Genomic DNA, 25,895 nt, shown 5'->3' on the forward strand with positions numbered 1-25,895 from the left:
GGAGGAAAGTTGATCGACATTGTTTTCGGTCCGCAGGTCTGCGGCGACCTGACCAGCGCCTCCAGCCGGGAGTGGCTGGTGCCCGACGGCCTCGGTGGGTACGCGATGGGCACGGTCGGCGGGTTGCGGACCCGCCGCTACCACGGTCTGCTCGTGGTGCCGGGCGACACTCCCGCCTCCCGCCAGGTGGGACTGGTCAGCCTCGACCCGGCCGTCACCCTGCCGTCCGGGGCCCGGGTACGCCTCGGCGCGCACGAGTGGTCCTCCGGTGACGTCGACCCGCGCGGATTCGAGCTGCTGGAGCGCTTCGAGCTGGTCGACGGGCTCCCCCGCTGGCGGTGGCGGATCGGCGCGGTGGTGATCGAACGGGAGCTGGCGATGCTGCCCGGCCGCTCCTGCGTGGCCGTGGTGCACCGGCTGGTCGCCGGTGGTCCGGTCCGGCTGGAGCTGTCCGCCGCCTGCACCTGGCGCGACGCGCACGGCGAGCGGCGGGCCGACGGGCCGACGCCGCAGGTCGAGACGGTCGCCGACGGCGCGGTGGTCGAGGGCGCGTACCGGCTCGCCGGCCCCGGCTGGGCGCCGGAGGGGCAGTGGTGGCTGGGCGTGCACCACCGCGAGGAGGCCAATCGGGGGCTGCACCCGGACGAGGACCTCTGGTACGCGGGCCGCTTCGCCGGCGAGCTGGAACGCCCCGGTGACACGGTGTCGGTGCGGGCCTGGGCCGCGCCGCTCGACGAGGAGCCGCCGCCGGCCGTCGAGATCGTGGCGACGGCCCGCCGCCGCAACCGGCAGGTGGTGGCGACGGCGAAGCCGGCCGACGCGGTGGACGCGACGTTGGCGCTGGCCGCCGACGCGTTCGTGGTCCGTACCCGGCAGGCACCGGTCGACGTGGTGGCCGGATATCCCTGGTTCGGGGCCTGGTCGCGGGACACGATGATCTCGTACGAGGGGTTGTTCCTCGGCACGGGCCGGGCCACCGAGGGGCGGGAGCTGCTGCGGGCGTACGCGGCGACCCTCTCCGAGGGGATGCTCGCCAACACGGCCGACACCGGCCGGGTGGAGTACAACACCGTCGACGGCACGCTGTGGTTCCTGCACGCGGTGAGCCGGCATGTGACGGTCACCGGCGACACCGATCTCGGCGACGAGTTGCTGCCCGCGTTGCGCGGGGTCGTCGACGCGCACGTGGCCGGCACCCGGTACGGGATCGCCGTCGACTCGGCCGACGGCCTGCTCAGCCAGGGTGCCCCGGGTACCGCCCTGACCTGGATGGACGCCCGGGTCTACGGCGTGCCGGTCACCCCGCGCACGGGCAAGCCGGTCGAGGTCAACGCATTGTGGATCAACGGGCTGGCCGGACTCGCCGAGTTGACCGAGCTGGCCGGGCAGGACGCGGGTGAGTTGTGGCGACTGCACGGGTCGGCCACCGCCTCGTTCCGGGAGCGGTTCCCGGCCCCGACCGGCTGGTTGCACGACGTGCTGGACGCGCCCGCGCCGGCGTACCCGCTGGGTGGGGCCGCCCTGCACGACGACGACGCGCTGCGCCCCAACCAGTTGCTGGCCTGGTCGTTGCCGTTCGCGCCGCTGGAGCCGGACGAGGCGACGCTGCGCCGGATCGCGACCGGGCTACTCACCCCGCTCGGGCCGCGCAGCCTCGCGGAGGATGCGCCCGAGTTCGTGGGTCGCCATCGGGGCGGCCCGGCCGAGCGGGACGGCGGCTACCACCAGGGCACCGTCTGGCCGTGGCTGCTCGGGCCGTACGTGGACGCCGCCCGCCGGGGCAAGATGTCAGTCGATGACGTATTGATTGGTATTGAGTCCCATCTGACCGAATATGGGCTAGGATCGGTAAGTGAGACGGCCGACGGTGTCGCGCCGCACTCCGCGACCGGCTGCCCGTTCCAGGCGTGGTCGGTGGCCGAGCTGCTGCGGGTGCGCCGAAAAGGCCAGTAGCGCTTTACATGACCGCAACGGCGGTGTCTCCGCTGGTTATCTCGGCGCCGGCAGGATTGGCCCCGATCCAGACGCGACGGCGACATCGACTCCGGTGTCGGTCGGCGCGCGCCCGGGGACAACTCAAAGGGGGCCGCATGTCACCCGACGCCCACGTGATCGACATCAACCCCGCCCGCCAGCTACGGGTGCTGATGCTGTCGTGGGAGTACCCGCCGGTGCTCGTCGGCGGCCTCGGCCGCCACGTCCATGCTCTCTCCGTGGCCCTGGCCGCCGCCGGCCACGAGGTCACCGTCGTCACCCGGCACGCCGAGGGCGCACCCCTTGAGGAGTACGCCGACGGCGTCCACATCCTGCGCGCCCCCGAAGACCCCGTCGCGTTCCCCCTGGCCACCGGCTCGCTGCTGGCGTGGACGATGGCGTTCAACCACACCCTCACCCGCACCGCCCTGCGCGCCACCCAGGCCGGCACCTACGACGTCATCCACGCCCACGACTGGCTCGTCGCGCACACCGCCGTGACCCTGTCCGAGCACCTGGACCTGCCGCTGGTCACGACCATGCACGCCACCGAGGCCGGGCGGCACCAGGGCTGGCTGCCCGAGGAAATGAACCGCACCATCCACGGCGTCGAACACTGGCTCAGCGGCACCTCCACCCGGGTGATCACCTGTTCGGGTTACATGCGGGACCAGGTCAGCGCGCTGTTCGACGTACCGGCCGGACTGGTCGACGTGGTCCCCAACGGCGTCGACGACCGGGCCTGGCGGGCTCGACCACGCGCGGTCGCGTCGGCCCGCGCGCGGTTCGCCGCAGACGGTCCCCTGGTCGGGTACGCCGGCCGACTGGTCTACGAGAAGGGCGTCCAGCACCTCGTGCACGCAGTGCCCCGACTGCGCGAGCGGCACCCCGGGCTGCGCGTCGTGATCGCCGGTGACGGCCCGTACCGCCCCGAGTTGGAGGCCGAAGCCCGCCGCCTGGCACTCGGCTCGACCGTCCGCTTCACCGGCTTTCTCGACGCCACCCAACTGCCGGCGGTCCTCGGCGCCACCGACGCGACGGTCGTCCCCAGCCTCTACGAGCCGTTCGGCATGGTGGCCCTGGAGGCCGCGGCGGCCGGGGCGCCCCTCGCGGTGGCCCGTACCGGCGGCCTCGCCGAGATCGTCGAACCCGGGGTCACCGGCGTGACGTTCCCACACAGCGACCCGGTCGCCCTCGCGGGCGCGGTCGACCGACTGCTCGGTGACGAGGTCTTCGCCCGACGGGTGGCCCGCCAGGCCCGGACCATGGTGGGCGAGCGCTACGGATGGGCCACCATCGCGGCCCGCACCGCCGCCAGCTACGCCGCCGCCCGCCGCGAACACGGGCCGCTCCAGGCCCGCCGGGCCGCCGCCCGGCTGGCCGGCGGTCGGAACCGGATCGCCATCCCGGAGGGCAATCTGCTCGCCGCCGCCGACCACGCCGCCTCCTGAGGTAGGTCGGACGACCTATAGGTACGTTCCGATCCGCTGGTTAGGGTGTAAACCCGGACAGCGGCTGAGAAGGAGCGTGCGCAGGTGCTGATCGCCGGTCGGTACCGGCTGCTCGACCTGGTAGGCCGCGGGGGTATGGGTCGGGTCTGGCGAGCCCACGACGAGATGCTGCACCGCGAGGTCGCGGTCAAGGAGGTCGTACCGCCGAACTGGCTGGCCGACCACGAGCGGGCCGAGTTGCGCTCGCGCACCCTGCGCGAGGCGCGCACCGCCGCCCGGCTCAACCACCCCGCCGTGGTCCGGCTCTACGACGTCGTCCAGGTCGAGGGCAGTCCGTGGATCGTGATGGAGTACGTCCCGTCGCGCACCCTGCAGGACGTGCTCGACGCCGAAGGCCCCCTGGAGCCGGCCCGCGCCGCCCGGATCGGCCTGGCCCTGCTCGACGCCCTGGAGGCCGCGCACCTCGCCGGGGTGCTGCACCGCGACATCAAGCCGCAGAACGTGCTCGTCGCCCACGACGGCCGGGTGATGCTCACCGACTTCGGACTGGCCACCTTCGACGGTGGGGACGGCGCGATGACCCGCCCCGGGATGGTGCTCGGCTCCCCCCAGTACGTCGCCCCGGAGCGGGCCGCCGAGGGGGTGTCCACGGTGGCGGCCGACCTGTGGTCGCTGGGCGCCACCCTGCACGCCGCCGTGGAGGGCCGCTCCCCGTACGCCCGTAGCAACGCGATGGCCACCCTCAGCGCGCTCGCGGCCGGCCCACCGGACCCGGCCCCGCACGCCGGTCCGCTCGCACCGGTGCTCGACGGGCTGCTGCGCCGCGACCCCCACGACCGTATCGACCACGAGGAGGCCCGCCGGCTGCTCGCCGCCGCCGCCGGCCCGACCGGCGTCTCGTCCACTGCCAGGGAAGCTGCGCACCCCGCCACCCCGCAGCCCGTGCCCGACCCGATCGGCTCCGGCGTCGAGCCGCCCGGAGACGTACCCGAGGATCGCCCGCGCGTCGACCCGGACGTCCGGTACCCGCAGGACGCCGCCACCGGCACCGCGCCGGGGCGAGCGGCCCGCCGGCCAGCGGCCCGGCGGGCCGCGCTGGTCGTCACGGCACTGCTCGTGGCGGCGGCCGCCGGGGTCGGCACCGCGCTGGCCGTGTCCGGTGACGCCCCGACCGACACGGCCGGATCGTCCCCCACCCCGACCGACGAGCGGGTGGACGACGGTCGAGGGCCGGACGGGGGGTACGGCGACGACCGGGGCGGCCCACACCGCGGCGGCCCGGGTCGGCCACCGCCCGGCGGCCGCAACGTGCCCCCGCCACCGTTTCCCTGCGTGCGCCCGGATGTCGTCGGCGTACCGGTCACGGCCGGGTCACCCGCTGCGGGCGAGCGGTTCCGGCCGCCACCGGGATGGGTGTGGCATACCGACAGCACCGGCTTCCGCGTCTCCGTCCCGGCGACCTGGTACTACTCCCGGGAAGGCGCGGTGGCCTGCTTCCAGGACCCGGCGACCGGCCGGGCGTTGAGCGTCGCCGAGGGCGGCGCGGCCGACCCGATGACCCGACTGCGCGCGGCCCGCGACGGGGCCGCCCGGGCCGGCGCGCTGCCCGGCTACGACGAGATCCGGCTCGCCCCCGGCGACGGCGGCGCGGAGTGGGAGTGTCGGTGGAACGCCCCGGAGGGCGGCCCGCCGATCCACGCCCGACAACAGATTGTGGGTGAGTCGCGCTGGATGTTGGGTTGGATCACTGGAGACCGCGACTGGACGACCGCCGACGGGGACTGGGCAACCCTGCGAAAGAGTTTCCGACCACCCCGCTGACCTGCGCCGTATGGCCCTGCCCGGCCCTCCGTCCGGCGTGGATCGAGGCCGCTCAGCGGATGAGAAATCCGACGACGGTGGCTATCGTGTAACTCAGGGTGACCGAGGGGGAGCGACCGTGCAGCAGTTGCTGATCGCGGGTCGGTACCGGCTGCTCGACCTGGTCGGCACCGGCGGGATGGGCCGGGTGTGGCTGGCCCGCGACGAGATGCTGCACCGGGACGTGGCGGTGAAGGAGGTCGTGCCGCCGGCCTGGCTGGCCGAGGCCGAGCGCGCGGAGCTACGGCTGCGCACGCTCCGCGAGGCGCGTACCGCCGCGCGGCTCAACCACCCCAACGTCGTCCGGCTGTACGACGTGGTGCACGACGGCGAGAACCCGTGGATCGTGATGGAGTACGTGGCGTCCCGGTCGGTGCAGCAGATCATCAACGCCGAGGGTCCGCTCAATCCCACTCGCACGGCCCAGATCGGGCTCGCGGTGCTCGCCGCGCTGCGGGCCGCGCACACCGCAGGTGTCCTGCACCGCGACGTCAAGCCGCACAACGTGCTGGTCGCCGAGGACGGGCGGGTGGTGCTCACCGACTTCGGCCTCGCCACCTTCGACGGTGGCGACGGGGCGATGACCGGCCCGGGCCTGGTGCTCGGCTCTCCGCAGTTCGTCGCACCGGAGCGGGCGCGCGACGGCGTGTCGGACCCGCGTACCGACCTGTGGTCGCTGGGCGCGACGCTCTACGCGACGGTCGAGGGGCAGTCCCCGTACGCCCGGTCCAGCGCGATGGCCACGCTCAGCGCGCTGGCCACCGAGCCGCCGGATCCGATGCGCCGGGCCGGCCCCCTGCGCCCGGTGATCAGCGGCCTGTTGCAGCGCGACCCCTGGCGGCGCTTGACCGCCGCCGAGGCCGAGCCACTGCTGCGCGCGGCGGCGGCCGACCACGACCGGCCCGCGTCGGCACGGTCCACCGCGGTGGCAGCGGTCCGCGGCGCGACCCGGGCCGCGCCGTCCGCCCCGGCACACGCGAACGATCCCGCACCGGACCCGGCGAGGTCGGTCCACCGCCCGGCGGACCGCGCCGTGGGTCGACGCGGACGGATCATCGCGTGGGGCGGCGCGGCGACCGCGGTGGCCCTGCTCGTCGCCGGTGGCGTCACGGCGGCACTGCTGGACGGCCCGGACGACCGCACGCCCCCGTCCGGCTCCGGCGGCGGCGCGACCGCCACCCGACCGGCCGCGTTCGCATGCGCCACGCCCCCGCCACCGACAGCCACGCCGGTGCCCTCGGTGCCACCACCGAAGGACGCAAGGTACGGGCTGCGGGACGGCTGGACCTGGCACGACGACCCGACCGGCTTCCGCATCGCCGCCCCGGTGGGCTGGGCACGCTGGACCGAAGGGGCGGTGACCTGTTTCCGGGAGCCCAGCGGGGCGCGCGTGCTCAGCGTCGAGGCGGGACCGGCATGGACCGATCCGCTGGCGCACCTGAGGGCCGAGGAGAAGCGACTCGTCGAAGCCGAGGCGCTACCCGGTTACCGCAAGGTCGACATCTCCACGCTTGACGTCTTCGACGGCGGGGCCCTCTGGGAGTGCAGTTGGGAGAACGCCGCCGGCGACCGGGTGCACAGCATCCGGCTGCTCGCCAACACCTCGGCCGCACGCGCCTACACCGTCTCGTGGTTGACAAAGGAGTTCGACTGGCAGGTCAACGCGGCATACTTCGTGATGATCCGGCAGAGCTTCACGCCCACCCTCTGACACTGTCCGCTGTGGACGATCGAACTGACGCCCCTGCGACACCGGCGCTGACTACAGTGGCGTAGTTTTGGCGCTCAAGATCCCTGGGGAGGGTGAGCCGAAGATGATGGGACCGTCGCACGCGCTGTCCGGCGCGGCGGTATGGCTGGCCGGGTCCTGGGCGCTGGACCAGTTCGCCGACTACCACCAGTCGCCGCTGGCGCTGGCGGTGGGCACAGCGGTGTGCGCGGGTGGGGCGCTCTTTCCGGACCTCGACCTGTCCGGCAAGGTGACCCGCAACCAGGGTGGTGCCACCGTCGCCCGTACGTTCGGGGTCTTCTCGCTGTTCATCGCCGAGGTGATGGAGAAGATCTCACTCGGCGTCTACTACGCGACGAAGCTCAGCAAGGACCCGCGTCGCAACAACGGACACCGGACGCTCACCCACACGCTTCCGTTCACGCTGCTGGTCGGCTGGGGCACGACCGCGCTCTGCGCCGCGTACGGCAAGTGGGCGGTGATCACGATCCTGTTCTTCATGTTCGGCCTGGCCCTGCGCGGACTCTTCGACGAGTGGGCCGAACGGGCGGGCTGGGTGATCGTGACGCTCGCGTCGGCCGGAGCCGCCTGGTTCACCTTCGCCAACCTGCCCGGCGGGCGCGGTTATCCGCTGATCGGTACGGCCGTCGGGGTGGGCTGCTTCGTGCACATCCTCGGCGACATGATCACTAAGGCCGGGGTGCCGATCCTCTGGCCGATCCCGATCCGCCGCCGCATGTGGACGATGATCGGTCTCCCGAACAGCATCGCGCTGCGGACCGGCAGCAAGGCCGAGGTCGTCGTGCTACGCGCCGTACTGACCGTGGTCGCGGCCCTCGCCACCGCCGGCCTGATCGCCCCCTCGGTCCTGCAACGCTTCAACATCGACGTCTAACCCCGCCACACCCGCGCCCGCCCCACGCCGCGCCGACGCTTCTATAGGTGGGCCGGTTCCGGGAGGCTGGCATCGGTAGGGTTCGACGTCGGTGATCGACGAGTGACTCATGCAAGATCTGGCCGCCGTCAGAGGGTGTGCCGTGGAGTGCGACTTGTCCTCGTGGGTTACCGGCGTCGGCCCGGCCCACCTTGCTGGCCTGATCAGAAGCCTGTCCGCGACTGGTATCGCGTGACTCATCACAGATATGCCGCCGGGTGATCGTCTCCCGGGCCGACGCCGTCCGAACGTCGTCCCGTGCAAGGGAGAAGCGTCCGTGTCTTGCATCCTGACAGATCGCCTGGCCGACCGTGTCGACGCGGTTATCGGTGTGGATACCCATACCGATACGCACACCGCTGTGGTCAGCACCCCGGTCGGGACCGTGTTGGCCGAGATCACCGTGCCGGCCACCGCCGACGGTGCCGCTGTTCTGCTGGCCTGGGCCCGGCAGCAGACGAGCGTGCTGGGAACGGGCCGGCGGGCCTGGGCCCTGGACGGTGCCCGCTGTCACGGTGTCGGCCTGCTACGGGTCCTGCGTGCCGCGGGTGAAGATGTCCTGGAAGCACCCAAACCCGCGACCGGCCGCCGCCGGCGAGGCGGCAAGTCCGACGCGCTGGACGCCGTGCACGCCGCTCGTGCCGTGCTGGCCGCCGATCACGTCGCCGTGCCCCGCATCGACGGCGACCGGGAATCCCTGCGCCTGCTGCACGTCTGCCGCCGCCACTACAGCGACACCCGTACCGCCACCATCAACCTGTTCAAATCGGTGATCCTCACCGCCGACGACGACCTACGCACCCAACTACGTGGCCTGAGCACCCTGCGGCAGGTCCAGCACGCCACCACCCTCACCAACGACAACAGCGGCGACCACCTACGCCGCAGTCAACTAGCAGCCCTCGCCGAGCAGATCCTGACCCTCGACCGGCTCCTGAAAGCCAACCTCACCGAGATCCGCACCCTGGTCGACAAACTCTGCCCGACCCTGCTCGACCAACCCGGCATCGGCCCCGTCACCGCCGCGATCACCCTGACCGCCTGGTCACACCCCGGCCGGTTCCGCAGCGAAGCCGCATTCGCCTCACTCGCCGGCGTCAGCCCCGTCCCCGCCAGCTCCGGCCGCACCGTCCGCCACCGCCTCAACCGAGGCGGCGACCGCACCCTCAACGCCGCCCTGCACACCATCGCCAAAGCCCGACAACGCTGCCACCAACCCACCAAGGACTACGTCAACCGCCGCACCACCCAAGGCCACACCCCAGCCGAGATCACCCGCAGCCTCAAACGCTACATAGCCCGCCAAATCTGGCGCATCCTCGAAGCCACCGCTTGACAGCAACCCTCACAGATCTTGCACGTTCGGTTGCCGAACTGTCCCGTTTCGCGCCCTATGTCACCACCGAAAGTGCAAGATCGACGAGTGAGGTGGGTCGCCGACGTCAAGATCGTGCTCGATCCTGGATCTAGTGGCATTCCGGTCGCGCCGACACCACTAGATCCTGGATCGAGCGCGACCTTGCCCGGGCTGGCCCGCTGAGGAGCAGGGAGGCCCGCCCACTCTCGCCGATCTTGCACTTTCGGTTGACGAAGTGTTGAGGTTTGCCCGCTTTGTCGGCACAGAAAGTACAAGATCGACGCGCCCCGCGCCCAAGATCCTCACAACATCACCGATGTTGCTGCCTCAGACGTGCCGGAAGCAGCAACATCCCCGAACTTGCTGCCTGCCGGGAGTCGCGCCGGCGACGATGCGGACCGCTCGGACTTCTTTTCGACATCGGCTATTGACGGTGCCGTAACACGTGACCTAGCGTCTGTCGAAACGTTTCGACGAAACGCTTCGACGATCATTCGGAGGCGGGTCCGCTCCGGGCCGGAGGAGGTGCGTGGTGGCCACGATGCACGACGTCGCCCGCCTCGCGCAGGTCTCGGTGAGCACCGTGTCGTACGTGCTCACCGGCGCCCGGCCGATCTCCCAGGCCACCCGCGCCAAGGTGCTCGCGGCCATGGCCGAGCTGGACTACCAGCCCAACGCCATGGCCCGGGGGTTGGCGAGCCGACGCAGTCGCATCCTGGGTCTGCTGATGCCGATGGACGAGCGTGGCCTGGGCGCGACCGAGACCGCGTTCGTCACCGGCGCCGCCGCCGCGGCCAGCGCCGTCGGCTACCACCTGGTGCTGTCGCCGGTCGGCGGCGGCGACCTCGACGACCTGCGCCGGCTGGCCAGCCAGCGGATGCTCGACGGCGTGGTGCTGATGGAGGTGCAGCTCGCCGACGAGCGGGTCACCGTGCTCCAGGAGGCGGGGGTGCCGCTGGTGCTGATCGGGCGTACCGGCGACGCCAGCGGGCTCTCCTTCGTCGACATCGACTTCGAGCAGACCGTGCGGGAGGCCGTCGCGCACCTGGTGGGCCTGGGGCACCGTCGGATCGTCTACGTCAACCACTCGGCGGCGACGCTGGCCAGCGGTTACGGCCCGGCGTTGCGTACCCGGGACGCGTTTGTCACGGCCATGACCGGCCACGGCCTGGAACCGATCATGATTCCGGCCGAGGACAGCGCCGCCGGCGGGCGGGCGGCGCTGGCCGCCGCGCTCGCCCGGGCCCCGGAGCTGACCGCCCTGCTGGCGATGAACGAGACGGCGCTCTTCGGCATCCTCGGCGAGCTGACCGGGCGCGGGCTGTCGGTGCCCGACGACGTGTCGGTGGTCTCGATGGTCACCTCGCCGCAGGTCGCCGAGTTGGCCACCCCGGCGCTGACCGCGATGACGTCGCCCGGGTCGGCCCTGGGCCGGATCGCGATCGAGGCGCTGGTACGCCACCTGGACTGGCCCGGTCACGAGTGCCACCAACAACTGCTGCCGTGCGTGCTGGAGATCCGGGGGTCGACCGCGGCACCACGACCAGACCGGCCCCATGGGGGCTGACCAGTAAGAACGGCCCGCCGTCGCGCGGCAACGCGACGACGGGCCCAGTGAGATACCGGGCTCGATACTCAACGAGGAGGATAGCAATGCAGCGATTCCGCCGGATCGTCGCGGCGATCGCCCTGGCGGCGACCGCGACGACCACCGTGGCCGCCTGCGGCGGCGGCGAGAGCGAGGACGACAGCGGGGCCAAGACCCTCAAGCTCTGGCACTACGAGAGCGAGAACAGCGCGATGGGGGTCGGCTGGAACAAGGCGATCGAGATCTTCAAGGCTGAGCACCCGGGTGTCGAGGTGCGCTTCGAGCGCAAGGCGTTCGAGCAGATCCAGCAGAACGCCGGCATGATCATCAACTCGTCCGAGGGCCCGGACATCATGGAGTACAACAAGGGCAACGCGACGGCCGGCCTGTTGTCGTCGCAGGGTCTGCTCACCGATCTGAGTGCCGAGGCGGACAAGCGCGGCTGGGCCGGCAAGCTCAGCCCCAGCCTGCAGACCACCGCCCGGTACAGCGACAAGGGCGTGATGGGGTCGGGCAACTGGTTCGGCGTGCCCAACTACGGCGAGTACGTCACGGTGTACTACAACAAGGACCTGTTCGACCGTAACGGCGTGAAGGTGCCGACCACGCTGGCCGAGATGACCGCCGCGATGGACACCTTCGTCAGCAAGAAGATCACCCCGCTGGGCATGGCCGGCGCGGAGTACCCGGCCGGGCAGCTCTTCTACCAGTTGGCGCTCGCCAAGGCCGACCGGCAGTTCGTCGACAACTACCAGCTCTACAAGAACCCGGTCGACTTCAAGGCCGACCCGCTCAAGTACGGCGCGGAGACGTTCGCCGAGTGGGTGCGCAAGGGCTACGTCGCCAAGAATTCGGCGAGTCTCAAGGCCGAGGACATGGGCACCGCGTTCATCGCCGGCAAGACCCCCATGATCGTCTCCGGTAGTTGGTGGTACGGCCGGTTCAAGACCGAGATGAAGGCCAACTGGGACACGTTCCTCTTCCCCGGCAACACCCTGAACGCCGGGTCGTCGGGCAACATCTGGGTGGTCCCGTCGAACAGCAAGGCTAAGAGCCTGGCGTACGACTTCATCGACATCACCCTGCGCCCGGAGGTCCAGGACCTGATCGGCAACAACGGTGGCGTCCCGATCGCGGCCGACGCCTCGAAGATCAGCGACCCGAAGGACCGCAAGCTGATCGAGGACTTCAACACGGTCAGCAAGCAGGACGGCCTGGCCTTCTACCCGGACTGGCCGGTGCCCGGCTACTACGACGTGCTGGTCGGCGGCTTCCAGGGCCTGATCAACGGGTCGAAGACCCCGGACCAGGTGCTCGACACGATCGCCAAGCCGTACGCCGATGGCGTCAAGGAGATCACCGGCAAGTGACACGGCGAGCGGCGGGCGCGACCGGCACGACCGGAGCGCCCGCCCGCACCGCCGGGAAGGATCTCCCATGGCAGTCTCCGAGACCGTCGCCGGCACACCGTCGACGGCGACGCCCACCCCGCCGACACCCCGCCGCCGACCTCGCGGCCGTGGCGCGGCGTACTGGCTCTACCTGCTCCCCGGAGCGGTGCTGTTCCTGCTGGTGATCGGCGCGCCGCTGGTCGGCACCGGCTACCTGTCACTGACGAAGTGGTCGGGCATCGGCGACCCCACCTTCATCGGGTTCGACAACTACCAGCGGCTCCTGGACGACGAGGTGTTCTGGGCGTCGTTCCGCAACACCGTGGCGATGATCGTCGCGATGGTGGTGGTGCCCACCCTGCTCGGGCTGCTGCTCGCCTCGGTGCTCTTCGACGTCATCGGCCGCCGGTTCCAGCCGCGGACCGCCGCCGGCCTGCGGGCCGCCTTCTACCTCCCGCAGGTGTTGCCCGTGGTGGTGGCGGGCATCGTGTGGGGCTGGATCCTGCGTCCCGACGGCGCGTTCAACAGCCTGCTCGACGCGCTCGGCCTCGGCGCGCTGCGCCACGACTGGCTCGGCGACCCGGACACCGCCCTGCCGGCGGTGATGGCGGTGATGATCTGGGTGCAGATCGGCTATCCGGTGGTCGTGTTCATGGCCGCGTTGCAGCGGGTGGACCCGGAGCTGTACGAGGCGGCCGAGGTCGACGGCGCGAACTGGCTGCACCGGTTCCGGGCGATCACCCTGCCGCAGATCCGGCCGGAGACCTTCGTGGTCGCACTGACCTGCACCATCGCGGCGTTGAAAGTGTTCGGGCCGATCTTCGCGCTGACCCGGGGCGGCCCGGAGAACGCCACGAACGTGCCGTCCTACTTCGCCTACTACACCTTCTTCAAGAAGCTCCAGGTCGGCTACGGCTCGGCGATCTCCACGGTGCTCACACTGATCATCGTCGTGGTGGCCGGGGTCTTCATCTGGTGGCAGGCGCGCAGCGAGCGCCGGGACCGGGGGTTCTGACATGGCCGTGACGCTCACTCCGGCACCCACACCGCTGCGCCGGCCGGTCCGTGACCGGCACCACCGCGGCGTCGGCCGCTGGGTCGTGCTCGCCCTGGTCACCGTCGGCGCGCTCGTCATGCTGGTGCCGTTCGCGTTCATGCTGCTCAACGCGTTCAAGTCGCCCGGCGACTATTCGTCGGCCGGACCGCTGAGCTGGCCCAGCGAGTTCTACACCAAGGGCCTGCGGACGTACTGGAACGAGGTCGACTTCCCGCTCAAGCTCTGGAACTCGGCGCTCATCGCCGGCTCCGTGGCGGTGCTCGGCGTCCTCGTGTCGCTGCTCAACGCGTACGCCCTGGGCATCGGGCGGGTCCGCGGCCGGCTCTGGATCGTCGGGCTGTTCCTGCTGGCCAACATGCTGCCGCAGGAGGCGCTGATCTACCCGCTGTACTACGTGGCGAAGGAGGTCGGCCTCTACAACACCCGGCTCGCGGTGATCATCATCTTCACCGTGATCCAGAGCGCCTTCGGCACGTACCTGCTGGCCTCGGTCCTGGGCACCTTCCCGCGCTCGCTGCTGGAGGCCGCCGCGCTGGACGGCGCGGGCAAGTGGACGGTGCTGTGGCGGGTGGTCTTCCCCAACCTGCGGCCCACCCTGGCCGTACTGCTCATCTTCTTCTTCATCTGGACCTGGAACGAGTTCCTCATCCCGCTGGTCATGCTGATCGACAACCAGACGCAGACCATTCCGGTCGCGCTCGCCTCGTTGCAGGGCGACCGTCTGATGGACGCCCCGACGACGAACGCCGGCGCGCTGATCAGCCTGGTGCCGGCCATCCTCTTCTTCCTCATCTTCCAGCGCACTCTGGCGCGCGGCATCACGGCAGGAGCCGAGAAGTGAAGTTCACCGACGGGTACTGGCAACTGCGCCCGGGGGTCAGCGTGCTGCGCCCCGGCGCGGTGGAATCGGTCGAGCCGGACGAGAGCGGCTTCACCGTCTTCGCGCCGGCCGGTCAGATCACCGGTCGCGGCGACACCCTGAACCGGCCCGTCGTGACCGTGCGGTTCTTCTCCCCCGCCCCCGGCGTCATCGGGGTGACCATCGGCCACCACAGCGGCGGACTCCCCCGCGAGCCGCACTTCGAGTTGACCGCCGACAGCGCCCACCCGGTCACCGTCGACATCACCGGCATCACCGCGTCGCTGACCACCGGCGAACTGACCGCGCGGGTCGCGCTCGTCGACGGCTGGCGAGTCCAGTTCCGGCACGGCGACCGGTTGCTCACCGCGTCCACCGCGCGCAGCGTCGGGATCGTCACCGACGGCCAGGGCCGCCGGCACGTGCACGAGCGGCTCGCCCTCGGCGTCGGCGAGACGGTGTACGGGCTGGGCGAGCGCTTCGGCCCGTTCGTCAAGAACGGCCAGACCGTCGACATCTGGAACGCCGACGGTGGCACGGCCAGCGAGCAGGCGTACAAGAACGTGCCGTTCTATCTGAGCAGCGCCGGCTACGGGGTCTTCGTGGACCACCCGGAGCACGTGTCGTTCGAGGTCGGCTCGGAGGTCGTGGCGCAGAACCAGTTCAGCGTCGAGGGCCAGTCGCTCACCTACTACGTCATCGACGGACCCACCCCCAAGGACGTGCTGCGCCGGTACACGGCGCTGACCGGCCGACCGGCCCGGGTACCCGCCTGGTCGTACGGGCTGTGGCTGTCCACGTCGTTCACCACGTCGTACGACGAGAAGACCGTGACCGAGTTCGTCGACGGGATGGTCGAGCGGGACCTGCCGCTGTCGGTGTTCCACTTCGACTGCTTCTGGATGCGTCAGTTCCACTGGGTCGACTTCGTCTGGGACCCGGCGACCTTCCCCGATCCGGAGGGGATGCTGCGCCGGCTGCACGAGCGTGACCTGAAGGTGTGCGTCTGGATCAACCCGTACATCGCCCAGCGGTCGTACCTCTTCGAGGAGGGCCGCCGGGCCGGCTACCTGGTCCGCAATCCGGACGGCTCGGTCTGGCAGTGGGACAAGTGGCAGGCCGGCATGGCGCTCGTCGACTTCACCAACCCGGACGCGGTCGCCTGGTTCACCGGCAAGCTCAAGGTCCTGCTGGACATGGGCGTCGACTGCTTCAAGACCGACTTCGGTGAGCGCATCCCCACCGACGTGGTGTGGCACGACGGCTCCGACCCGCAGCGGATGCACAACTACTACTCCTACCTCTACAACAAGGCCGTCTTCGAGCTCCTGGAGACCGAGCGCGGCGAGGGCGAGGCGGTGGTGTTCGCTCGCTCCGCCACCACCGGCGGGCAGCAGTTCCCGGTGCACTGGGGTGGGGACTGCGAGGCGACGTTCGTCGCGATGGCGGAGTCGCTGCGCGGCGGGCTGTCCCTGGCGGCGTCCGGCTTCGGCTATTGGAGCCACGACATCGGCGGCTTCGAGGGCACCCCCGACCCGGCCGTGTTCAAGCGGTGGATCGCCTTCGGTCTGCTCTCGTCGCACTCCCGGCTGCACGGATCCGGCTCGTACCGCGTCCCGTGGGCGTACGACGAGGAGGCCGTCGACGTCCTGCGGCACTTCACCCGGCTCAAGCTCAGCCTGATGCCGTACCTGGCGGCGGCAGCCGAGGAGGCGCACCGCGACGGGATCCCCATGATGCGCCCGATGATCGTGGAGTTCCCGGACGATCCGGCCGCCGCGTACCTGGACCGGCAGTACATGCTCGGCTCGGACCTGCTGGTCGCACCGGTGCTCAGCGCCGACGGTCAGGTCACCTTCTACGTCCCGGCCGGGACCTGGACCCACCTGCTGACCGGCGCTCAGCTCAGCGGCCCGACCTGGGTGACCGAGAAGCACGAGTTCGACAGCCTGCCGGTGCTCGCCCGGCCGGGTGCGGTCATCGCGTTCGGCGCGCGCTCCGACCGGCCCGACTACGACTGGGCGGACGGTGTCCGCCTGTGCCTCTACGCCCCGGCCGAGGGGCAGCGGCGGCGGGTACGGATTCCGTCGCCCGGCTCGGGGGCCGGCGCGGAGTTCGAGGTAGGTTTTCGCGACGGCGTGGCCAGGGCGGAACTGGTGGCGGGTGAATCGTCGGCGTACCACTGTGTGGTGGCCGGGACGGAGGTGGCAGGACAGTGACGGCAGATGCCTTTCCGGAGAGTTTCCTGTGGGGTTCGGCCACGGCGGCCTACCAGATCGAGGGCGCGGCCAACGAGGACGGCAGGGGCCCGTCGATCTGGGACACCTACAGCCACACCCCGGGGCGGACGCTGAACGGCGACACCGGTGACGTGGCCGCCGACCACTACCACCGCTGGGCGCAGGACCTCGACCACATCGCCGAGCTGGGCCTGGGGGCGTACCGCTTCTCGATCTCCTGGCCCCGGGTGCAGCCGGGCGGCTCGGGCCGGTTCAACCAGGCCGGCGTGGACTTCTACTCGCGGCTCGTCGACGGCCTGTTGGAGCGCGGCATCCGTCCGGTCGCCACCATGTACCACTGGGACCTGCCGCAGGAGTTGGAGGACGCCGGCGGGTGGCCGGTGCGGGACACGGCGCTGCGCTTCGAGGAGTACGCGGCGGGGATCGTCGGCGCGCTCGGCGACCGGGTGCACACCTGGACGACGCTCAACGAGCCGTGGTGCTCCGCGTACCTGGGTTACGGCTCCGGCGTCCACGCGCCCGGACGGACCGAGCCGGCGGCGGCGCTGGCGGCCGTACACCACCTGAACCTCGCGCACGGCCTGGCCGGTCGCGTGGTCCGGGAGACGGCGCCGACCGCCGAGCTGTCGGTGACGCTGAACCTGCACGTCATCCGCCCGGCCTCGGACGCGGCGGCGGATGTCGACGCGGCCCGTCGCATCGACGCGTTGGCCAACCGGGCGTTCCTCGGGCCGATGTTGAACGGGGCGTACCCGGCCGACCTGCTGGCCGACACGGCCGGCGTCACGGACTGGTCGTTCGTGCGGCAGGGCGACGAGAAGGTGGCCGCCGTGCCGTTGGACGTGCTGGGCGTCAACTACTACTCCAGCACGCTGGTCCGCGCCTGGGACGGGCACTCGGCCCGCTCGGACGCCGACGGTCACGGCGCGTCGGCGCACTCGCCGTGGGTGGGGGCCGACGACGTCGACTTCCTGCCGCAGCCCGGCCCGTACACCGCGATGGGGTGGAACATCGACCCGCCGGCGCTGACCGAGCTGCTGCTGCGGCTCCAGCGCGAACACCCGGGCCAACCCATGATGATCACCGAGAACGGCGCCGCCTTCGCGGATGTGGTGTCGGCCGACGGCCGGATCCACGACGACCTGCGGATCGACTACCTGCGTCGGCACATCGCGGCGGTCGCGGACGCCCGCGCGCAGGGCGCCGACGTGCGCGGTTACTTCGTGTGGTCGCTGCTGGACAACTTCGAGTGGGGTTACGGCTACGACCGCCGGTTCGGGATCATCCGGGTCGACTACGACACCCAGGAACGCACCTGGAAGGACAGCGCGCACTGGTACCGCGGCCTCGCCACCACCGGAAAGCTGGACCAGCCCGACTAGCGGCCGCTACACCCCGGCCCGCTGCGGCGGGACGGTGAGGCCGTAGAGCTCCATCAACTCCGGGCTGTCGACCCGGCTGCCGTCGGCCACCGAGTCGCAGGCGATGTCGACGATCTGGTCCTTGTGCGCCAGCAGGTACGGCCGCGCGCCCACGTCGGCGCTGGCCAGGGTGGCGATGCCGGACCAGTGCCGGCGGCCGAACAGCATCGGGTAGCCGCGCAGCCCGTCGTAGGTGGCGCAGACCAGCACGTCCGGGTACGGCAGCGCGGCCACCCGGCGTACGGCCGCCGCGGTCAGGCCCGGCATGTCGACCGGCACCACCACCACCGCCTCGATGCCCGCGTCGTCCATCGCGGCCAGGCCAGCGCGGATGGACGAGCCGACTCCGGTGCCCCACGCCTTGTTCACCACCACGGTGGCCTTGCCCAGGTCGGCGGTCTCCCGGACCTGGTCGGCCGCCGCGCCCAGCACGACCACGATCTGCTCGCAGCCCGCCTCGGTCATCGTGTCGATCATCTGGTTGACCAGTGGCTTCTCGCCCTGGTGCAGCAGCGCCTCGGGACCGCCGATACGGCGTCCACCACCTGCGGCGATGATCATTCCTGCGATCCGGTTCAGCTGGGCCCCCTCAAGCACGGGACCGACCGTGACCGGTCGGCCCCTCCTACGGACACTGCAACGAGGAGAGCCAGGCACGGGTGGCGGGGCGAAAAGGGAAAATAGTGCAACCGTTACACATCGCACGGCCGTGTCGGTGGATCGATTGATCATCGGGCGCTCTCCGGGGTGGCGGAGGTGTTCGGATCGTCCTTTGCACTGCTTCAACCGACGCAACACTGAGGGTCCGGAAGCGTTGCGTCGGTTGAAGCAGAGCAAAGGGGGCGGTGCGTGGGTGTTTGCCCTCGTCCGACATCCGGTGCGGGCACAACGGCAGGGCGGTGGCCGCCAGATCAGGCCGCGTCCGCGTAGCAGTCGACTATGGACAGATCCAGCGGGAAGCGCACCGGGGTGTCGCCGAACAGCAGCGCGGTGGCCCGCTCGCCCGCCCGGCGCACCGCCGCCGCCACCTGCTCGGCCTGCTCGGCGGGGCAGTGCGCCATCACCTCGTCGTGCTGGAAGAAGACCAGCTCGGCGTCGGTGCCGGCCAACTCGGCGCGCAGGGTGGCCAGCAGCGTGGAGGCCCACTCCGCGGCGGTGGCCTGGATGACGAAGTTGCGGGTGAACCGGCCCCGGGACCGGGCGGCACGCGCCCGCGGGCTCTGCCGGTCGGCGGCGGCGTCCGGGTCGATCGGACCCTCGTCCGGGTCGGCGAGCGCGACGCCACCCGGCGGGCACGTCCGACCCAACCAGGACCGCACCAGGCCGCCCGCCTCGCCGGTCCGCGCGGCCGCCTCCACGTAGCCGAACGCCGTCGGATAGCTGTGACGCAGCACCGCCAGCGCGGGCACCGCCGCCCCGCCGGTCTGCCCGTACATGGCGCCCAGCAACGCCACCTTGGCCCGGGGACGGTCACCGCCGAACGACTCCCGGGCCAGCGCGGCGTAGAGGTCGCCGGCGCCACCCGCCGCCGCCAACCGCGCGTCCCCGGAGACCGCCGCCAGCACGCGCGGCTCCAACTGGCCGGCGTCGGCCACCACCAGCCGCCAGCCCGGGTCGGCCACCACCGCCCGACGGATCACCTTGGGAATCTGCAACGCGCCGCCACCACGGGTCGCCCAGCGGCCGGAGACGACCCCGCCCGGCACGTACTCCGGCTGGAACCGCCCGTCGCGCACCCACTGCTCCCGCCAGGACCAGCCGTGCGCCGTCCAGATCCGGTACAGCTCCTTGTATTCGAGCACCAATGGCACCGCCGGATGGTCCACGCCGCGCAGCACCCAGGCCCGGGTGTTGGGCAGCTCCACGCCGGCCCTGGCGAACGCCTTGAGCAACTCGGCCGGGGAGTCGGCGTGCAGCCGCCGGACGCCGAACGCGTCGGCGATCCGGGCGGCCAACTCGGCCAACCGGCGCGGTGGCCCGCCGACCGGAGACGGCTCACCCAGCAGTTCGGCGAGGATCTGGTCGTGCACGTCGGCGCGCCAGGGCAGCCCGGCCGCGCCCATCTCGGCCGCGATCAGGGCGCCAGCCGACTCGGCGGCCACCAGCAACCGGAACCGGCCGGGGTGCTCGGTCCTGGCGACCCGGGCGAGCTGATCGGCGTACACCTGGGTCAGTGCCTCGATGCCCGGGCCCGGCGGACCGGGCAGCGCGTCGAAGAGCGCGCCCTGACCGTGCCCGGGCGGCGCGGCGGCGCGCGGCGGCGGGTCGGCCGGCACCGGCCCGCCGGTCAGGCGGGCCCAGGCGGCGGCCAGCGCGCGGGGCTCGCCCCACCGGCCGGCGTGCCCGAGCAGCAACGCCTCGGTCAACTCCACGTCGTGGCAGCGCTCGACCCGCACGCCGGCCCGCAGCAGCGCCGGGTAGATCGTGCCCGCACTCGCCCAGATCCAACGCGGACGCTCGGCCGCCTCCCGGGCGGCGACCGCGGCCGCGAGGTCGGTGACGGTCTCGGTCGGGCCGGTGGGGCGGCCGGCGGCGTCGAGCGGGCGCAACTCTCCCCCGCCCTGCTCATCCGCCACCACCGCCACCAGCACGAACATGATTCTGCCTCCCCCATCCGACAGGAAAACCGGTCGGTGGGTCCGCGCGGCGCTCGGTAGCGTGGTCAGGTGCCCGTCCAGATCCCGCACCCCGACCCCGGCACCCCCGACACCCGCGGTCCGATGCGGTACCTGTGGTGGCTGGCCCGTCGCCAGCCCGCGCGGGTGCTACGCGGCAGCCTGATCGGCACGGCCTGGATGGTCGGGCTGTCGGTCCGCCCCTACCTGATCGCCCGCGCCGTCGACGACGGACTGCGCGAACGCGACACCCGCGCCCTGGTCCTGTGGGTCGCGGCGATCGTGGTGGCCGGGGTGGGGCTGTCGTACCTGGGGATCATGCGGCACCGCACGATGACCTTCATCCGGGAAGACGCCAAGGCCCGCTCCGCCGAGGTGCTGCTGCGTCACCTGTCCCGGGTCGGTGCGGCGCTGCCGCGCCGCTCCGCCGCCGGTGAGGTGGCCACCGTCGGCGGGTCCGACATCGAGTGGACGGCGCAGGTGCTGACGCTGACCGGTCCCGGGGTCGGTGCGGTCGTCGCGTACGGCGTCATCGCCGTGGTGCTCTGGTCGATCTCGCCGCTGCTGGCGCTCTGCGTGCTGGTGGGCATGCCGGCGGTCGCGCTCGTCGTCGGGCCGCTGCTGCGCCGGCTGGAACGGGCCGAGTCGGTCTACCGCGGGCAGCAGGGCGCGCTGACCGCCCGGTCCGGCGACATCGTGGCCGGGCTGCGGGTGCTCGCCGGGGTGGGTGGTCGGGACCTCTTCGCCCGCCGGTACGCGGCCCGGTCGCAGGCCCTGCGCGCCGAGGGCTACCGCGTGGGCGCGGTGATCAGTTGGATCGACGCGGCGACGGTCGCCATCCCCGGCCTCTTCCTCGCGGCGGTGGTGTGGCTGACCGCGCGGATGGCCGTCACCGGCGACGTCACGGTCGGCGAACTCGTCGCCGTGTACGGCTACGTGGCGACGCTGATCGTGCCGGTCTGGTTCCTGTTGGAGGGCAGTCACCAGCTCATCCGGGGGCGGGTCGCCGCCCGCCGGATCGCCGGCCTGCTCCGGCTCGGCCCGGACGACGTCGGTGGGCCGGGCCGCCGGTGGCCGGCTGGGGTCCCCGGCGCCCGCGACCCGCACGCCGTGCCCGCCCCGACCGGCCCCGCCGACCTGCACGACCCGGCGACCGGGCTGACCGTGAAGGCCGGTCGACTGACCGCGGTGGCCGCCGACGAGCCGGCGGAGGCCGTGGCGCTGGCCGACCGGCTCGGAAGGTACGTCACCAGCGACGTCACCTGGGGCGGCATACCGCTGACCGGTGTCGCCCTGGACGAGGTCCGGGCCCGGATCCTGGTCGCCGACCACGACTCGTACCTGTTCGCCGGCACGCTGCGCGACGTGCTGGGTTCGGGGGCCGACGACCAGGAGGTCCGCGCCGCCCTGCGGACCGCGTCGGCCGACGACATCGTCGACGCTCTGCCGGCCGGGCTGGACACTCCGCTGGACGCCCGGGCCCGGACGCTCTCCGGCGGTCAACGCCAACGGGTACGGCTGGCCCGGGCGCTGCTCGCCGAGCCGGAGGTGCTCATCCTCGTCGACCCCACCTCGGCCGTGGACGCGCACACCGAAGCACGGATCGCCGAACGGCTCCGGACCGCGCGGGCCGGGCTGACCACGGTCGTGCTCGCCACGTCGCCGCTGCTGCTCGGCCGCGCCGACGAGGTCGCGCACCTGAGCGCGGGCCGGATCACCGCCACCGGCACCCACGAGGAAATGCTCGACTACGACCCGGGCTACCGGCACCTGGTGGCCCGGGGCAGCGACGAGCAGCCCGCCGACGTCGAGGAGGCGCACCGGTGAGCCGGCTGCCGGTCGCGGACCGCGGCACCGTACGCCGCGCCCTGCGGGACATGATCAGCAGACATCGCCGGGCGGTCGGCGTCGTGCTGGCCCTGCACAGCGCCGCCGCGCTCGCCGGGCTGGCCCCGCCGTGGCTGCTGGGCGCCATCGTCGACCGGGTCACGGCCGGCGCGGGCGTGGCGACGGTGGACCGGCTGGCCCTCGCCATCGCCGGCTGCGTCGTGGTGAACGCGCTGCTCGCCCGGTACGCCCAGTACGCCGGCCACCGGTTCGGCGAACGCGCCGTCGCCGAGCTGCGCGAACAGTTCGTCGACCGAACGCTCGCCCTGCCCGTGTCGGTCGTGGAGCGGGCCGGCGCCGGGGACCTGGCGACCCGCAGCTCGGTCGACGTGGCGACCGTCGGCACCACGGTCCGGGACGTGGCGCCCACCATCGTCATCGCCTCGGTGCAGTTGACGTTGCTGTTCGGCGCGGTGTTCCTGCTGCACCCCCTGCTCGGGCTCGCGGCGCTGGCCGGTCTGCCGTCGATCGTGGCCGTGACCCGGTGGTACCTGCGGCGGGCCAGCTCCGCGTACCTCACCGAGGGCGCGGAGGCGGCCGAGCTGACCGAGGCGTTGACAACGACCGCCGAGGGCGCCCGCACGGTCGAGGCGCTGCGGCTGGCCGACGACCGGGTCCGGTACGGCACCGTCCGCGTCGCCCGGCTGTGGCAGGCCCGCCGGGCGACGCTCGCGCTGCGTACCGTGTTCTTCTCGGTGGTCGAGGCCAGCTATCCCCTGCCGATCGCCCTGGTGCTCCTGGTCGGCGGCTATCTGCTCTCCGTCGACCTGGTGTCCCTCGGGTCGGTGGTCGCCGCCGCGCTCTACCTGCAACAGGCCATCGACCCGATGGACCGGCTGTTGCAGTGGACCGAGCAGGCGCAACGTGGGTTCGCGTCGTACGCCCGGGTGCTCGGGGTCGGGCTGGTCCCGCCGGAGCCGCCCGGCGTCACGGCCACGTCGCGGGGCGAGCGGCTCGTCGTGGCCGGGGCGCGGTTCTCCTACGCCGACGGCCACGACGTGCTGCACGGCATCGACCTGGAGGTGCGGCCCGGCGAACGGCTGGCGATCGTCGGCCCGTCGGGCGCGGGCAAGTCGACGCTGGCCCGGCTGCTCGCCGGGATCGACGCGCCCCGGCAGGGCGTCGTCAGCATCGGCGGTTGCCCGGTCACCGACCTGGACCCGGCCGAACGACGACGGCGGATCGCCCTGGTCACCCAGGAGCATCACGTCTTCATCGGCTCCGTCCGCGACAACCTGGCGTTCGCCGCCCCGGACGCCACCGACGAGCAGATGCGCGCCGCGCTCGCCACGGTGGGCGCGGACTGGTTCGACGCGCTGCCCGACGGTCTGGACACGGCGCTCGGCGACGGCGCCCGACAGCTCGGCGCGGCCGAGGCCCAGCAGGTGGCGTTGGCCCGGTTGGTGCTCGCCGACCCGCACACGCTGATCCTTGACGAGGCGACCGCGGCTCTCGACCCGAGCACCGCCCGACGGACCGAGCGGGCCCTCGCCGCCGTGCTCGTGGGGCGGACCGTCATCGCCATCGCGCACCGGCTCAACACCGCGCACGACGCCGACCGGGTGGCCGTCCTGGCGGACGGCCGGATCACCGAGATCGGCAGCCACGACGAGCTCGTCGCGGCCGGCGGGGCGTACGCGGCGCTCTGGCGCTCGTGGCACGCCCGCGCCGACGCGCGGTGACCGGAGTTACTTGACGGCGCCGGAGGTGAGGCCCGCCTGGATCTGCCGCTGGAACACCGCGTACACGATGATCATCGGAAGGATCGCGATGGTCAGCGCGGCGAACAGCCCGGACCAGTCGGCCTCGTAGCCGGCGTTGACCGAGATGTCGGCGATGCCCTGGGTGAGCACCCACTTGTCCTTGGCGTTGGAGAGCAGCACCAGCGGAAGCTGGTACTGCGCCCACTGTCCGATGATGTTGAAGATCGCCACGCTGATCAGGCCCGGCTTCGCCATCGGCATCATGACCTGGAAGAACAACCGGGTGTGCCCGCAGCCGTCGATCATCCCGGCCTCGGCCACCGAGGTCGGCAGCGTCTTGAAGAACGCGGCCAGGAAGAAGATCGTGAACGGCAGCGAGTAGGCGATGTAGACCAGGATGACGCCCTGGTAGGTGTCCAGCATGCCGAGCTGCTTGACCACGAAGAAGAGCGGCACCAGCGCCAGGAACACCGGAAACGCCAGCCCCGAGACGAACAGGTAGTAGATCGCCCGGTTGCCCCAGAACCGGTAGCGCGCCAGCACGTACGCGGCCATCGAACCGAGCAGCATGGTGCCGAAGGTGCTGCACGCGACCACGAAGACGCTGTTGAGGAAGTACCTGCCGACGTTCGCCTTGGTCCACGCCCGGCCGAAGTTCTCCCAGCGCAGCTCGGCGGGCAGCGTCCACGGGCTGCTGAAGATCTCGCTGGTGTTCTTGAACGCGGCGAGGAACGTCCACAGGATCGGGACGATCACGATCACCGCCCAGACCGCGAGCGCGATGTGCCCGAGGCTGGCGAAGAGCCGTACCTCCGAACGGGGGGTCCTGCCCCGCCGACCGCCGGTCGCGGACGGATCGCCGGTCTTCGGCGGTAGCGCCGCCGGCGTCGGCGGCAGCGTCGACTGCGGGTTCATCAGTACTCCACGCTTTCCCGCTTGGTGAGCCGCAGCGTCAGCGCCGCGAACGTGAGGGTGAGGAAGAACAGCGCCACGCCCATCGCGGAGGCGTAGCCGTACTTCGAGTAGACGAACGCGTTGCGGTAGATCTCCATGGCCAGGACGGTGGTGGCGCCGTCCGGGCCACCGCCGTCCACCGAGAGCACGGCCACGATGGCGAACGCGTCGAAGGCGGCGATGCCCAGGTACACCCACGCGACCTGGAGGGTGTCCCAGAGCAGCGGCAGGGTGACCCGGAAGAACAGCGTCACCCTGCTCGCCCCGTCCATCTCCGCCGCCTCGTAGATCTCACCCGGGATGGAGGCCATCCCGGCCGAGAAGAGCACCACGTAGAAACCGACGGCCTGCCAGACCAGCACCGCGATGATCGACCAGAGCGCCAGGTTCGGCTTGATGAGGAAGAGGATCGGCTCCAGGCCGAACTTCATCAGCACACCGTTGATCAGCCCGGACTCGTTCGGCCGGTAGACCATCTGGAACAGCACCGCGATGATCGCCACCGCCAGGACCTGGGGGAAGAAGAACACCACCCGGTAGAACTTCGCCCCCCAGACCCCCTGGCGTTGACCGCCGCTGCTCTTGCCACCCACGTTGAGCAGGAAGGCGAAGAACAGCGCGATGGCGATCGTGATCAGCGGCAGGGCAAGCAGCAGTACGCCGTGGTGCTGGACCGCCTTCCAGAAGGCGCCGTCGTCGAGCAGCCTCCGGTAGTTGTCGAAGCCCACCCACTGCGGGGCGGAGAGCCCTCGCCAGTTGGTCATCGAGATCTGGAACGCCTGCGCGTAGGGCCAGATCACGAATGTCACGTACAGCGTGACCGGGAGGAACAGGAACCCGACCACGAAGGGATACTTGCCGTGCCGCATGACCCT

18 protein-coding genes are annotated in these 25,895 nt (G+C 71.7%); 14 read left to right on the forward strand and 4 right to left on the reverse strand.

Annotated elements, in window-relative coordinates; all coding sequences use genetic code 11:
- The first annotated feature begins 9 nt into the window (after positions 1-9).
- From ACN269_RS09355 to ACN269_RS09410, 12 genes are all read left to right on the forward strand, one after another.
- Complete coding sequence (locus ACN269_RS09355) at positions 10-1,953, forward strand: amylo-alpha-1,6-glucosidase (protein ID WP_421472073.1); 1,944 nt, start codon at positions 10-12, stop codon at positions 1,951-1,953.
- Positions 1,954-2,090: 137 nt separating this feature from the next.
- Positions 2,091-3,425 (forward strand): glycosyltransferase family 4 protein, encoded by a 1,335-nt coding sequence (locus ACN269_RS09360; RefSeq protein WP_421472074.1) that lies wholly within the window; start codon positions 2,091-2,093, stop codon positions 3,423-3,425.
- Positions 3,426-3,509: 84 nt separating this feature from the next.
- On the forward strand, positions 3,510-5,246 hold the full coding sequence (locus ACN269_RS09365) for a serine/threonine-protein kinase (protein WP_421472075.1): 1,737 nt from the start codon (positions 3,510-3,512) through the stop codon (positions 5,244-5,246).
- A gap of 178 nt (positions 5,247-5,424) precedes the next feature.
- Entirely contained in the window at positions 5,425-6,996 is a 1,572-nt protein-coding gene (locus tag ACN269_RS09370; protein ID WP_421476240.1) for a protein kinase domain-containing protein, read from the forward strand.
- Between the two features lie 103 nt (positions 6,997-7,099).
- Entirely contained in the window at positions 7,100-7,909 is an 810-nt protein-coding gene (locus ACN269_RS09375) for a metal-dependent hydrolase (RefSeq protein WP_421472076.1), read from the forward strand.
- 400 nt (positions 7,910-8,309) lie between these two features.
- Positions 8,310-9,284, forward strand: coding sequence for an IS110 family transposase (locus ACN269_RS09380; RefSeq protein WP_421472077.1), 975 nt, complete (start codon positions 8,310-8,312; stop codon positions 9,282-9,284).
- A 562-nt stretch (positions 9,285-9,846) separates the two neighbouring features.
- Positions 9,847-10,872, forward strand: coding sequence for a LacI family DNA-binding transcriptional regulator (locus ACN269_RS09385; RefSeq protein ID WP_421476241.1), 1,026 nt, complete (start codon positions 9,847-9,849; stop codon positions 10,870-10,872).
- A gap of 86 nt (positions 10,873-10,958) precedes the next feature.
- Positions 10,959-12,263: an ABC transporter substrate-binding protein gene (locus ACN269_RS09390; protein ID WP_421472078.1), complete on the forward strand. Its 1,305-nt coding sequence runs from the start codon at positions 10,959-10,961 to the stop codon at positions 12,261-12,263.
- Between the two features lie 67 nt (positions 12,264-12,330).
- Positions 12,331-13,299, forward strand: a complete 969-nt coding sequence (locus tag ACN269_RS09395; RefSeq protein ID WP_421472079.1) for a carbohydrate ABC transporter permease — start codon at positions 12,331-12,333, stop codon at positions 13,297-13,299.
- Between the two features lies 1 nt (position 13,300).
- Positions 13,301-14,182: a carbohydrate ABC transporter permease gene (locus ACN269_RS09400; RefSeq protein ID WP_421472080.1), complete on the forward strand. Its 882-nt coding sequence runs from the start codon at positions 13,301-13,303 to the stop codon at positions 14,180-14,182.
- Positions 14,179-16,419: an alpha-xylosidase gene (gene yicI, locus ACN269_RS09405; protein ID WP_421472081.1), complete on the forward strand. Its 2,241-nt coding sequence runs from the start codon at positions 14,179-14,181 to the stop codon at positions 16,417-16,419. The genes ACN269_RS09400 and yicI overlap by 4 nt, the downstream gene beginning before the upstream one ends.
- Positions 16,416-17,822: a GH1 family beta-glucosidase gene (locus ACN269_RS09410; protein WP_421472082.1), complete on the forward strand. Its 1,407-nt coding sequence runs from the start codon at positions 16,416-16,418 to the stop codon at positions 17,820-17,822. The genes yicI and ACN269_RS09410 overlap by 4 nt, the downstream gene beginning before the upstream one ends.
- A gap of 6 nt (positions 17,823-17,828) precedes the next feature.
- Here ACN269_RS09410 and ACN269_RS09415 read toward each other — a convergent pair whose 3' ends face one another.
- Both ACN269_RS09415 and ACN269_RS09420 read right to left on the reverse strand, forming a co-directional pair.
- Positions 17,829-18,422, reverse strand: coding sequence for a nucleotidyltransferase family protein (locus tag ACN269_RS09415; protein WP_421476242.1), 594 nt, complete (start codon positions 18,420-18,422; stop codon positions 17,829-17,831).
- Positions 18,423-18,772: 350 nt separating this feature from the next.
- Positions 18,773-20,458: a bifunctional 3'-5' exonuclease/DNA polymerase gene (locus ACN269_RS09420; protein WP_421472083.1), complete on the reverse strand. Its 1,686-nt coding sequence runs from the start codon at positions 20,456-20,458 to the stop codon at positions 18,773-18,775.
- Between the two features lie 123 nt (positions 20,459-20,581).
- Between ACN269_RS09420 and ACN269_RS09425 the strand changes: the two genes are divergently transcribed.
- Both ACN269_RS09425 and ACN269_RS09430 read left to right on the forward strand, forming a co-directional pair.
- Positions 20,582-22,303 carry an ABC transporter ATP-binding protein gene (locus tag ACN269_RS09425; protein WP_421476243.1) on the forward strand — a complete coding sequence of 574 codons (1,722 nt, stop codon included), beginning with the start codon at positions 20,582-20,584 and terminating at the stop codon, positions 22,301-22,303.
- 50 nt (positions 22,304-22,353) lie between these two features.
- Positions 22,354-24,045, forward strand: coding sequence for an ABC transporter ATP-binding protein (locus ACN269_RS09430; protein ID WP_421476245.1), 1,692 nt, complete (start codon positions 22,354-22,356; stop codon positions 24,043-24,045).
- 6 nt (positions 24,046-24,051) lie between these two features.
- Here ACN269_RS09430 and ACN269_RS09435 read toward each other — a convergent pair whose 3' ends face one another.
- Both ACN269_RS09435 and ACN269_RS09440 read right to left on the reverse strand, forming a co-directional pair.
- A complete protein-coding gene (locus tag ACN269_RS09435) occupies positions 24,052-24,981 on the reverse strand; it encodes a carbohydrate ABC transporter permease (protein WP_421472084.1) in 930 nt (309 codons plus the stop codon).
- Positions 24,981-25,889 (reverse strand): carbohydrate ABC transporter permease, encoded by a 909-nt coding sequence (locus ACN269_RS09440; RefSeq protein WP_421472085.1) that lies wholly within the window; start codon positions 25,887-25,889, stop codon positions 24,981-24,983. Before ACN269_RS09440 ends, ACN269_RS09435 begins: the two co-directional genes overlap by 1 nt.
- Between the last annotated feature and the right edge of the window lie 6 nt (positions 25,890-25,895).

Origin of the sequence: Micromonospora sp. WMMD736 (assembly GCF_049179015.1) — a bacterium.
Classification (GTDB): domain Bacteria; phylum Actinomycetota; class Actinomycetes; order Mycobacteriales; family Micromonosporaceae; genus Micromonospora.